The 11,174-nt window shown below is 64.9% G+C and carries 8 protein-coding genes and 1 pseudogene; 3 read left to right on the top strand and 6 right to left on the bottom strand.

What is annotated here, in order from left to right:
* Window positions 1–159, bottom strand: a pseudogene (locus JV551A3_RS31530) (DUF6124 family protein); the annotation flags it as partial.
* 130 nt (window positions 160–289) lie between these two features.
* Between JV551A3_RS31530 and JV551A3_RS20995 the strand changes: the two are divergent.
* Window positions 290–955, top strand: coding sequence for a LexA family transcriptional regulator (locus JV551A3_RS20995; RefSeq protein WP_133979092.1), 666 nt, complete (start codon window positions 290–292; stop codon window positions 953–955).
* Between the two features lie 137 nt (window positions 956–1,092).
* Here the strand turns inward: JV551A3_RS20995 and JV551A3_RS20990 are convergent, their stop codons facing one another.
* From JV551A3_RS20990 to JV551A3_RS20975, 4 genes are read right to left on the bottom strand one after another with little or no spacing between them, the layout of a single operon-like run.
* Complete coding sequence (locus JV551A3_RS20990; protein ID WP_133973985.1) at window positions 1,093–3,045, bottom strand: acetyl/propionyl/methylcrotonyl-CoA carboxylase subunit alpha; 1,953 nt, start codon at window positions 3,043–3,045, stop codon at window positions 1,093–1,095.
* Window positions 3,042–3,857, bottom strand: coding sequence for a gamma-carboxygeranoyl-CoA hydratase (locus tag JV551A3_RS20985; RefSeq protein WP_133979090.1), 816 nt, complete (start codon window positions 3,855–3,857; stop codon window positions 3,042–3,044). The genes JV551A3_RS20990 and JV551A3_RS20985 overlap by 4 nt, the downstream gene beginning before the upstream one ends.
* Before the next feature lie 2 nt (window positions 3,858–3,859).
* Window positions 3,860–5,467, bottom strand: coding sequence for a carboxyl transferase domain-containing protein (locus JV551A3_RS20980; RefSeq protein ID WP_133973981.1), 1,608 nt, complete (start codon window positions 5,465–5,467; stop codon window positions 3,860–3,862).
* A 19-nt stretch (window positions 5,468–5,486) separates the two neighbouring features.
* Window positions 5,487–6,650 (bottom strand): isovaleryl-CoA dehydrogenase, encoded by a 1,164-nt coding sequence (locus JV551A3_RS20975; RefSeq protein WP_025339821.1) that lies wholly within the window; start codon window positions 6,648–6,650, stop codon window positions 5,487–5,489.
* A 323-nt stretch (window positions 6,651–6,973) separates the two neighbouring features.
* On the opposite strand from JV551A3_RS20975, the gene JV551A3_RS20970 reads away from it, so the two are divergent.
* Entirely contained in the window at window positions 6,974–8,656 is a 1,683-nt protein-coding gene (locus JV551A3_RS20970) for an AMP-binding protein (RefSeq protein ID WP_133973979.1), read from the top strand.
* Between the two features lie 140 nt (window positions 8,657–8,796).
* On the opposite strand, the gene JV551A3_RS30755 is transcribed toward JV551A3_RS20970, so the two are convergent.
* The gene (locus JV551A3_RS30755) at window positions 8,797–8,958 is read right to left on the bottom strand and encodes a hypothetical protein (RefSeq protein ID WP_003251307.1); all 162 of its coding nucleotides are present in this window, start codon (window positions 8,956–8,958) and stop codon (window positions 8,797–8,799) included.
* A 140-nt stretch (window positions 8,959–9,098) separates the two neighbouring features.
* Here JV551A3_RS30755 and JV551A3_RS20960 point away from each other — a divergent pair, with 140 nt between their 5' ends.
* Window positions 9,099–11,117, top strand: a complete 2,019-nt coding sequence (locus JV551A3_RS20960) for an alpha-1,4-glucan--maltose-1-phosphate maltosyltransferase (protein ID WP_133973975.1) — start codon at window positions 9,099–9,101, stop codon at window positions 11,115–11,117.
* Window positions 11,118–11,174 lie beyond the last annotated feature (57 nt).

Genomic DNA, 11,174 nt, shown 5'->3' with positions numbered 1-11,174 from the left:
GGCATGCTCCTGGGCTTGGTCTTTGGTTACCCCCTCGTGCAGGGTCCAGATCCTGTTCTCCTGAGTGGGGCGCGGCGGGTTGGGGTTGAGGTAGTAGTCGAGGGCGCGGCGGGCGGCTTCGCTGTCGAGATCTGTTTCGTCGTTTTTCGGTGGTTTCATCCTGATACCTGCTAACACCAGTAAGGAAAGGGTTCAGGTCGATACTAATACCTGGTGTATTTTTGTGCTTTCCGATAAATAATACTGAATGTTTATTGAGCGCTAGAAGGCAGTCCGTATCGTGCCAGCGATGAATATGGATAAATGGATTGCCCTCGTCCGTGACCGGATGGAGGAGCTAGGGCTCACTCAAGAGCAGCTTGCCGAACGCGTTGGCGTGTCTCAAGGCAGCGTGGGGCATTGGGTGAACAAGCGGCGTCAGCCGAAGATCGAATCGATGAACCGCACATTCGTCGAGATTGGCATGCCGCACTACAACGTCAGCCTACAGTTGCGCATTGTTGGCCAGGTTGGCGAGGAGCGCGGCATTTACGAGGTGGATGACGATGATGATGAGCTGGACCTCATGCAATACATCGTGTGTTTCCGCTACCCGGTGCTGGGTTGGGATGAGCTAGGTGTTGCAGATGTTACGGAGCCTGGCGTATTCGAACAGACGGACTATCTGGCCCAGGGCAAGGCGTTCTGGCTGACCGTGGAAAACGATGCCATGAGTGCCGTCAGTGGCCGCAGTGTGCCGCAGGGCATGCGGATGTTGGTTGACCCTGGCTTGGAAGCCGAGCCAGGGCGTTTGGTTATCGCCCGTCAGCCGGGCAAACCGGCGATTTTCCGTGAGCTGGCCGAGGAAGGTGGGCAGCGGTACCTGAAGGCATTGAACAGCAACTATCCGGCGCTGCTGTGTGAGGATGGCTGCGAGTTTCTGGGGGTGGTCGTGCGTGTACATGGGGCCTTCTAGATTGCCGGGGCTGCTGCGCAGCCCTTTCGCGACACAAGGCCGCTCCCACAAGTACCGCGCCAACCTCAAGGCATGCACCGTACCTGTGGGAGCGGCCTTGTGTCGCGAAAGGGCCGCAAAGCGGCCCCCGGGTACCCTCATTCCGCCAGTTCGACCAGCACCGTCCCTTCGCTGACCATATCGCCTTCCTGGCAGAACAACGCCTTCACCGTGCCGCCATGCGGCGCGCGAATGCTGTGTTCCATCTTCATGGCCTCCAGCACCACCAGCGCCGTACCTGCTTCCACCACCTGCCCAGGCTCTACCAGCACGCGCACGATGCTGCCGTTCATGGGCGCGCCCAGGCCGCCCTGGTGGCTGTGGCTGGCCTCGGCCTCGGCAATCGGGTCGAAGGCTTCGATGGCATGTATCTCGCCGTCCCAGTGCAAGTACAGCGTGCCACCACGGCGGATCGCCAGATGCTGGCGACGCACGCCCGCCTGGTCATGAACCAACTGCTCGCCCACCAGTTGCCAGGTAGACGCAGCGCTGCGCTCCAGGGCAACCGCCTGGTCTTGCCCGCCACTCACCAGGTGCAGGGTGCTGCGCGCCGGCAGGCCCAGGCGCAGGCCGTTGCGTTCGGCCCATGGCGAACTGTGGTCGTCGTCCCGCTGATGTGCGGCCTGGCCCTGCAACCAGGCCTCGGCTGCGGCTTCCCAGAAGCCTGCTGGCAGCACTTGAGGCGCGGGCAGCAAAACCTCCTGGTGACGCGGAATGAAGCCGGTATCCAGTTCGGCTGCAGCAAACGCCGGGTGGGCGAGAATGCGCCGCAGGAAGGCGATGTTGGTCTTCAGCCCGCCAATGGCAAATTCGTCGAGCATGGCCAGCAAGCGCAGGCGCGCCTGCTCGCGGTCTTCGCCCCAGGCGATCAGCTTGCCCAGCATCGGGTCGTAGAACGGCGACACCACATCGCCTTCGCTGACCCCGCTGTCCACCCGTCGCCCTTCGCCGGCTGCCGACTCACGGTACAGCGCCAGCTTGCCGGTCGCCGGCAGGAATTCGTTGGCTGGGTCCTCGGCATACAGGCGCACTTCGATGGCATGGCCGATCAGCGGCACCTGTTCCTGGGTGATCGGCAGGGCCTCGCCGCAGGCCACGCGAATCTGCCAGGCCACCAGGTCGAGCCCGGTAATGGCCTCGGTGACTGGATGCTCCACCTGCAGGCGGGTGTTCATCTCCATGAAGAAGAACTCGCCACGGGCATCGAGCAGGAACTCCACGGTGCCGGCGCCCACGTAGCCGATGGCCTGGGCCGCACGTACTGCCGCCTCACCCATGGCCCGGCGCAATTCGGGTGAAAGGCCTGGCGCAGGGGCTTCTTCCACCACCTTCTGGTGGCGGCGCTGAATAGAACAGTCACGCTCGTTGAGGTACAGGCAGTTGCCGTGCTGGTCGGCGAATACCTGGATTTCCACATGGCGCGGCTTGAGCACGTACTTTTCCACCAGCATGCGCGCATCGCCGAACGACGACTGCGCCTCACGCTGGGCCGAGGCCAGGGCGTCGGCCAGCTGGCTTTCGTCCTCGACCACTTTCATGCCCTTGCCACCGCCGCCGGCGCTGGCCTTGAGCAGCACCGGGTAGCCGATGCGTTCGGCGGCGGCGCGGAAGGTGTCCAGGTCCTGGGCCTCGCCGTGGTAGCCCGGCACCAGCGGCACGCCAGCGGCTTCCATCAGTGCCTTGGCCGCCGACTTGCTGCCCATGGCATCGATGGCACTGGCCGGTGGGCCGAGGAAGATCAGACCGGCTTCTTCGATGGCGCGTGCGAAGCCTGCGTTCTCGGACAGGAAGCCATAACCCGGGTGGATGGCCTGGGCACCGCTGGCCTTGGCTGCGGCCAGCAGCTTGTCGACCAGCAGGTAGCTTTCGGCAGCCTTGGTGCCGCCGAGGTCGACACGGATATCGGCTTCGCGGCTGTGCCGGGCATCACGGTCGGTGGCGCTGTGCACGGCCACGGTGGTCAGGCCCATGGCCTTGGCGGTGCGCATCACCCGGCAGGCGATCTCGCCGCGGTTGGCGACCAGCAGGGTGGTCAAAGCGGGGCGGCTCATGGGCGCGGCTCCTTCTTGTCGTCGGTTTGCCAGGCGGGGCAGCGTTTTTCCAGGAAGGCGCGCAGGCCCTCCTGGCCTTCGGCGCTGACGCGGATGCGGGCGATGGTGTTTTCGCAGTAGCGGCGCAGGGCTGGGCTGAGTTCGCCGTCGTCCACTTCACGCAGCAAGTCCTTGGTGGCGCGCAGTGCTTGCGGGCTGTTCTGCAGCAGGTTGTTCACCCAGGCTTCGACCTGGGCGTCCAGTTCGCTGGCCGGGTATACCTCGGCCAGCAAGCCCAGCTCGCGGGCCCGCACGCCGCTGAAACGCTCGGCGGTAATGGCATAGCGGCGCGCGGCGCGCTCGCCGATGGCCTTGACCACGAACGGGCTGATCACCGCCGGGGCCAGGCCTATGCGCACTTCCGACAGGCACAGTTGGGCGTCTTCGGCACCGATGGCCATGTCGCAGCAGCTGATCAGGCCCAGCGCGCCGCCAAAGGCCGCGCCTTGCACCACGGCCAGGGTCGGCGCCTTGAGGCGGTGCAGGGCATACATCAGCTCGCCCAGCTCGCGGGCATCATCCAGGTTGGTGTTGAAGTCCAGCTGCGCCGACTGCTGCATCCAGGCCAGATCGGCGCCGGCGCTGAAGTGCCGGCCGCGGCCGCGCAGCAGCACGAAGCGCAGGCTGGCGTCCTCGGCCAACTGGTCGAGGGCGATGATCAGTTCGCGGATCATCAAGGCGTTGAACGCGTTGTTCTTGTTCTCGCGGCTGAGCCACAGGGTGGCGAAGCCGCGCGGGTCGCGGATCACTTCGAGGGTGCTGAAATCGCTCATGGTCACATCCGGAAAATGCCGAAGCGGCTTTGTTCGATCGGTGCGTTCAGCGCGGCGGACAACGCCAGGCCGAGCACGTCGCGGGTCTGTGCCGGGTCGATGACACCGTCGTCCCACAGGCGGGCGCTTGAGTAGTAGGGGTGGCCCTGGTGCTCGTATTGGTCAAGGATCGGCTGCTTGAGCCGGGCTTCGTCCTCGGCACTGAAGGCCTGGCCGCTGCGTTCGCTCTGCTCGCGCTTGACCTGGGCCAGCACGCCAGCCGCTTGTTCAGCCCCCATCACGCCAATGCGGGCGTTGGGCCACATCCACAGGAAGCGCGGGTCGTAGGCCCGGCCGCACATGCCATAGTTGCCGGCGCCGAAGCTGCCACCGATGATCACCGTGAACTTTGGCACCTGGGCGCAGGCCACGGCGGTGACCAGCTTGGCGCCGTGCTTGGCGATACCGCCTTCTTCGTACTTCTTGCCGACCATGAAACCGGTGATGTTCTGCAGGAACAGCAGCGGGATGCCGCGCTGGCAGGCCAGTTCGATGAAGTGTGCGCCTTTTTGCGCGGCCTCGGCGAACAGGATGCCGTTGTTGGCGAGGATCGCCACCGGGTAGCCGTGCAGGTGGGCGAAGCCGCACACCAGGGTGGTACCGAACAGCGCCTTGAACTCGTCGAATACCGAGCCGTCGATCAGGCGCGCGATTACCTCGCGCACGTCGAACGGTTGCTTGGCATCGGCCGGCACCACGCCGTACAGCTCGTCGGCGGCATACAGCGGTGCCACCGGGGCCAGGCGTTGCAGCTTGCCCAGCTTGTGCCAGTTGAGGTTGGCCACGCTGCGTCGGGCCAGGGCCAGGGCGTGTTCGTCGTTGTCGGCATAGTGGTCGGCCACGCCGCTGGTGCGGCAGTGCACATCGGCGCCACCGAGGTCTTCGGCGCTCACCACTTCACCGGTGGCGGCCTTTACCAGTGGGGGGCCGGCGAGGAAGATGGTCGCCTGCTGGCGCACCATGATCGCTTCGTCGGCCATTGCGGGCACGTAGGCACCGCCGGCGGTGCACGAGCCCATCACCACGGCAATCTGCGGGATGCCCAGTGCGCTCATGTTGGCCTGGTTGAAGAAGATGCGTCCGAAGTGCTCGCGGTCGGGGAACACTTCGTCCTGGCGTGGCAGGTTGGCGCCGCCGGAGTCCACCAGGTAGATGCACGGCAGGCGATTCTGCAGGGCGATGGTCTGCGCACGCAGGTGCTTCTTTACGGTCAGCGGGTAGTAGGAGCCGCCTTTGACCGTGGCGTCGTTGGCCACGATCATGCATTCCACGCCTTCGACGCGGCCGATGCCGGCGATCACGCCCGCAGCGGGCACGTCTTCGCCATACACCTCATGGGCAGCCAGCTGGCCGATTTCGAGGAACGGCGAGCCCGGGTCCAGCAGGCGGTCGATACGCTCGCGCGGCAGCAGCTTGCCGCGCGAAGTGTGCCGCTCCTGAGCCTTGGGCCCACCGCCCTGGGCCACTTGGGCGAGCAGGCCGCGCAGGGCCTGGACCTGTTCGAGCATGGCCGCGCTGTTGCCGGCGAACTCCGCCGAACGCGGGTTGATCTGGGTGTGCAAGGTAGCCATGTGCGCCCGTCCCTTGTGCTCAGCGGGTTTCGTTGAACAGTTCGCGACCGATCAGCATCCGGCGGATTTCGCTGGTGCCGGCACCGATCTCGTACAGTTTGGCGTCGCGCAGCAGGCGGCCTGCCGGGAATTCGTTGATATAGCCGTTGCCGCCAAGAATCTGGATCGCCTCCAGCGCCATTTGCGTGGCGCGTTCGGCGGTGTACAGGATCACCCCGGCGGCGTCCTTGCGGGTGGTCTCGCCACGGTCGCAGGCCTGGGCCACGGCATACAGGTAGGCGCGGCTGGCGTTGAGCTGGGTGTACATGTCGGCGATCTTGCCCTGGATCAGCTGGAACTCGCCAATGCTCTGGCCGAACTGCTTGCGGTCGTGGATGTACGGCACCACCAGGTCCATGCAGCTTTGCATGATGCCGGTCGGGCCGCCGGACAGCACCACGCGCTCGTAGTCCAGGCCGCTCATCAGCACGCGCACGCCACCGTTGAGCTGGCCGAGGATGTTTTCCTCCGGCACTTCGACGCCGTCGAAGAACAGCTCGCAGGTGTTGGAGCCACGCATGCCCAGCTTGTCGAACTTGTTGCTGCGGCTGAAGCCTTTCCAGTCACGCTCGACGATGAACGCAGTGATGCCGTGCGCGCCCTTGTCCAGGTCGGTCTTGGCGTAGATCACGTAGGTGTTGGCGTCCGGGCCGTTGGTGATCCAGGTCTTGCTGCCGTTGAGCACGTAGTGGTCGCCGCGCTTTTCCGCGCGCAGTTTCATCGACACCACGTCGGAACCGGCATTGGGCTCGCTCATGGCCAAGGCGCCGATGTGCTCGCCGCTGATCAGCTTGGGCAGGTACTTGAGCTTCTGCTCGTGGCTGCCGTTGCGGTTGATCTGGTTGACGCAGAGGTTGGAGTGGGCACCGTAGGACAGGGCCACCGAGGCCGAGCCACGGCTGATTTCTTCCATCGACACCACGTGGGCCAGGTAGCCCAGGCCGGCACCGCCGTATTCTTCCGGCACGGTGATGCCCAGCAGGCCCATGTCGCCGAACTTGCGCCACATGTCGGCGGGGAACAGGTTGTCGTGGTCGATTTGCGCGGCACGCGGGGCCAGTTCGGCGGCGACGAAGGTGCGCACCTGGTCGCGGAGCATGTCGATGGTTTCGCCCAGGGCGAAGTTCAGGGTGGGGTAATGCATGCTGGGGCACCTTGTTGTTCTTGAAATGTAGGAAACACCCTGGCTCATGGATCTGGCGCCGAACCCTGTGGGAGCGGGCGTGCCCGCGAATGCGTCAGCAGGACCACCGTCATTGCCTGAGTGATCGCATTCGCGGGCACGCCCGCTCCCACAGGGTTCGGCGTCAAGCCTGAGGGATGGTGTCGTTCATCACCTTTACGTTAACGTAAACCTGCATGCGTCCACTGTCAATCGACTCATCACCTTTACGTAAACGTAAATCTGCGCCAGAGTATTCCCGCTTGCTTCAGTCGTGCCCAGAACAACCACAAGAAGGGACACCCATGAGTCAACCAAGCTATACCCGCGGTCGCCAGGACCAAGCCTTGCTGACCCAGACCATCGGCCAGGCCTTCGATGCCACCGTGGCCCGCTACGCCGACGGCGAGGCCCTGGTGTCGCGTCATCAGGGCCTGCGCTACAGCTGGCGGCAACTGGCCGAGCAGGTCGAAGTGCATGCTCGTGCCTTGATGGCCCTGGGCGTGAACACCGGCGATCGGGTCGGCATCTGGTCGCCCAACTGCGCCCAGTGGTGCATCCTGCAGCTGGCCAGCGCCAAGGTCGGCGCGATTCTGGTCAACATCAACCCGGCCTACCGCGTGGGCGAGCTGGAATACGTGCTGCGCCAGTCCGGATGCCGCTGGCTGGTATGTGCCGATGCCTTCAAGACGTCCGACTACCACGCCATGGTCCAGGAACTGGCACCGGAGCTGGCCAGCACCACCCCGGGTGAAATGGCCAGTGAACGCCTGCCCGACCTGCGTGGAGTGGTCAGCCTGGCCGCCAACCCGCCGGCAGGCTTCCTGCCTTGGCAGGCGCTGGCCGAGCGGGCAGGGCAGACCTCGACCGAGGCCTATGCGACGCGCCAGCAAAGCCTGCAGTTCGACCAGCCGGTGAACATCCAGTACACCTCCGGCACCACCGGCGCGCCGAAGGGCGCCACGCTCAGCCACTACAACATCCTCAACAACGGCTTCATGGTCGGCGAAAGCCTGGGCCTGACCGCACGCGACCGCATGGTGATCCCGGTGCCGCTGTACCACTGCTTCGGCATGGTCATGGCCAACCTCGGTTGCATCACCCACGGCAGCACCATGATCTACCCCAACGACGCCTTCGACGCCGAGCTCACCCTGCGCGCCGTGGCCGAAGAGCGCGCCAGCATCCTTTATGGCGTGCCGACCATGTTCATCGCCATGCTCGACCACCCCGCGCGCGCGCAAATGGATTTGTCGACCCTGCGCAGCGGCATCATGGCTGGCGCCACCTGCCCGATCGAGGTGATGCGCCGGGTCATCGACCAGATGCACATGGCCGAAGTGCAGATCGCCTACGGCATGACCGAAACCAGCCCGGTGTCGCTGCAGACCGGCCCCGACGACCACCTGGAGCTGCGCGTGACCACCGTCGGTCGCACCCAGCCGCAGTTGGAGAACAAGCTGGTGGACGCCGACGGCTGCATCGTCCCGCGCGGCGAGATCGGTGAGCTGTGCACCCGCGGCTACAGCGTGATGCTCGGCTACTGGGACAATCCCCAGGCCACCGCGGATGCCATCGACCCGGCCGGCTGGATGCATTCGGGCGACCTGGCGGTGATGGACGAGCATGGTTATGTGCGCATTGTCGGGCGCAACAAGGACATGATCATTCGTGGCGGCGAGAACATCTACCCGCGGGAACTGGAAGAGTTCTTCTACACCCACCCGGCGGTGGCCGATGCGCAGGTGATCGGCATCCCGTGCAGCCGTTATGGCGAGGAGATCGTCGCCTGGATAAAGCTGCACCCGGGGCACAGTGCCACGGTCGAGGAGCTGCAGGGCTGGTGCAAGGCGCGCATTGCCCATTTCAAGGTGCCGCGGCATATCCGCTTCGTCGACGAGTACCCGATGACGGTGACCGGCAAGGTGCAGAAGTTTCGCATGCGGGAGATCAGTGTGGCGGAGATCTCGGCTTTAACTGCTGGTTGATGTATTGATGCTGCTGGCCCTTTCGCGGGTGAACCCGCTCCCACAGGGACAGCGCCGCGTTCGAGGTCGGCGCGGTCCCTGTGGGAGCGGGTTTACCCGCGAAGAGGCCGGCCCTGCCAACACATCATCCTGGTCTACCCTTAAGCCTTCACCGGTGGCTCCTGGCTCGGCGGGTCGCCCACTGTCGGCGGCACGGTCGGCTTGATCGGCAGCTCGTCCGGGTCTTCCTCCGGCACGGGCGGCGGCAGGCTCGGGTCGTCGATGTTGGGATCGGGAGTCTCCGGTGGAATGGGAATGTTCATGGCCTGACCTCGCTTGGGTAATTGAAGAGGTGCTGCAGGCTTCGACTTCGCGCAGCTGCCGTTTGCTCAATTTTTTTGAACCCCACGCCTGTGCCCGGCTCTGAATCCTTACCGCCACCAGCCTGAGGGAGCAAGGTCCGATGTCACGAAACGAGCCCTTCGAAAGCGTGCCCATGGCCAACGATCACCCGGACCAGGCCATCAGCCTGTCCCAGGCGCTGCTGGCGCCGCGCATCGTGATCGAAGACACCCAACCCGTGCTCGAAGCCGGCACCTTCGCTGCCAAGGCCATCAGTGGCCAGCCGGTGGAGGTCAGCAGCAAGGTCTACAGCGACGGCCATGACCGCCTGGCGGTGATGCTCAACTGGCGCCAGGCCCACAGCCGGCGCTGGCATTGCGTGCCCATGCACTCGCCGGGCAACGACCTGTGGCTGGCCGAGTTCACCCCCACCGATCTGGGCCCGCACCTGTTCAGCATCGAGGCCTGGATCGACCCGTTCGCCACCTATTGCCACGACCTGGAGAAGAAGTACCACGCCGGTGTCGAGGTCAAGTTGGAGCTGGAAGAAGGCCGATTGATGCTGGGCAAGGGCATCGAGCTGTGCAACGGAGCCCTGCGCGAGGAGCTCCAGGCCTTGCAGCAGCGTCTGCCCACGTTGAACACCGACGACCAGGTGGCGCTGTTTCTCGACCCCGCCACCGCCCGCCTGATGAGCGATGCCGAGCATCGCAGCTACCTGGCCCGCAGCCGTGAATTCCCCGTCGATGTCGACCGCCCTGCCGCGCAGTTCGCCAGCTGGTACGAGCTGTTCCCACGCTCGATCACCGACAGCCCCGAGCGCCACGGCACCTTCAATGATGTGCACACGCGCCTGCCGATGATTCGCGACATGGGCTTCGACGTGTTGTACTTCCCGCCCATCCATCCCATCGGCATGCAGCACCGCAAGGGCCGCAACAACGCCCTCACGGCAGCGCCCGGCGACCCGGGCAGCCCGTACGCCATCGGCAGCGCGGAAGGCGGGCATGAGGCGATTCACCCGCAACTGGGCAGCCGCGACGACTTCCGCCGCCTGGTGGCCGCGGCGGCCGAACATGGCCTGGAAATCGCCCTCGACTTCGCCATCCAGTGCTCCCAGGACCACCCCTGGCTCAAGGAGCACCCAGGCTGGTTCAGCTGGCGACCGGACGGCACCATCCGCTATGCCGAGAACCCACCGAAGAAATACCAGGACATCGTCAACGTCGATTTCTATGCCCCCGACGCCGTCCCCTCGCTGTGGCTGGCCTTGCGCGATGTGGTGGTCGGCTGGGTCGAGGAGGGGGTGAAGACCTTCCGCGTCGACAACCCGCACACCAAACCACTGCCATTCTGGCAATGGCTGATCGCCAATGTGCGTAGCCGGTACCCTGAGGTCATCTTCCTCGCCGAAGCCTTCACCAAGCCGGCGATGATGGCCCGCCTGGGCAAGGTCGGGTACGCGCAAAGCTATACCTACTTCACTTGGCGCAACCACAAACAGGAGCTGCGCGAGTACTTCGAGCAGCTCAACCAGCCGCCATGGAGCCAGTGCTACCGGCCCAACTTCTTCGTCAACACCCCCGACATCAACCCGTACTTCCTGCACACCTCCGGCCGGGCCGGCTTCCTCATCCGCGCGGCGCTGGCCACCATGGGCTCGGGGCTGTGGGGCATGTACTCGGGCTTCGAACTGTGCGAAGGCACGCCGCTGCCGGGCAAGGAGGAGTACCTGGATTCGGAGAAGTACGAAATTCGCCCACGCGATTTCAGCCAACCCGGCAACATCATTGCCGAGATCGCCCAGCTCAACCGCATCCGCCGGCAGAACCGCGCCTTGCAGACCCACCTGGGCGTGGCGTTCTTCAACTGCTGGAACGACAACATCCTGTACTTCGCAAAACGCACGCCCGAGCGCGACAACTACATCCTGGTGGCCATCAGCCTCGACCCGCACAACGCACAGGAGGCGCATTTCGAGCTGCCGCTGTGGGAGCTGGGGCTGGATGACAACGCCGAAACCCATGGTGAAGACCTGATGAACGGCCATCGCTGGTCGTGGTACGGCAAGACCCAATGGATGCGCATCGAACCCTGGCATCTGCCGTTCGGTATCTGGCGCATCGAAAAGGCCCGTTAGCAAGGTACACGCCATCCCCTGTGGGAGCGGGTTCACCCGCGAAGCAGGCGCTGCGGA

The organism is Pseudomonas inefficax, from assembly GCF_900277125.1.
Lineage (GTDB): Bacteria > Pseudomonadota > Gammaproteobacteria > Pseudomonadales > Pseudomonadaceae > Aquipseudomonas > Aquipseudomonas inefficax.
Note: the sequence above shows the minus strand (reverse complement) of the source record. Positions and strands in the feature narration are given on the sequence as shown.

Coding starts and splice junctions, on each gene's coding strand:
- JV551A3_RS20970 (WP_133973979.1), top strand. CDS start 6,974: ATGAGTCAACCAAGCTATACCCGCGGTCGCCAGGACCAAGCCTTGCTG.
- JV551A3_RS20980 (WP_133973981.1), bottom strand. CDS start 5,467: ATGGCTACCTTGCACACCCAGATCAACCCGCGTTCGGCGGAGTTCGCC.
- JV551A3_RS20990 (WP_133973985.1), bottom strand. CDS start 3,045: ATGAGCCGCCCCGCTTTGACCACCCTGCTGGTCGCCAACCGCGGCGAG.
- JV551A3_RS20960 (WP_133973975.1), top strand. CDS start 9,099: ATGTCACGAAACGAGCCCTTCGAAAGCGTGCCCATGGCCAACGATCAC.
- JV551A3_RS20975 (WP_025339821.1), bottom strand. CDS start 6,650: ATGCATTACCCCACCCTGAACTTCGCCCTGGGCGAAACCATCGACATG.
- JV551A3_RS30755 (WP_003251307.1), bottom strand. CDS start 8,958: ATGAACATTCCCATTCCACCGGAGACTCCCGATCCCAACATCGACGAC.
- JV551A3_RS20985 (WP_133979090.1), bottom strand. CDS start 3,857: ATGAGCGATTTCAGCACCCTCGAAGTGATCCGCGACCCGCGCGGCTTC.
- JV551A3_RS20995 (WP_133979092.1), top strand. CDS start 290: ATGAATATGGATAAATGGATTGCCCTCGTCCGTGACCGGATGGAGGAG.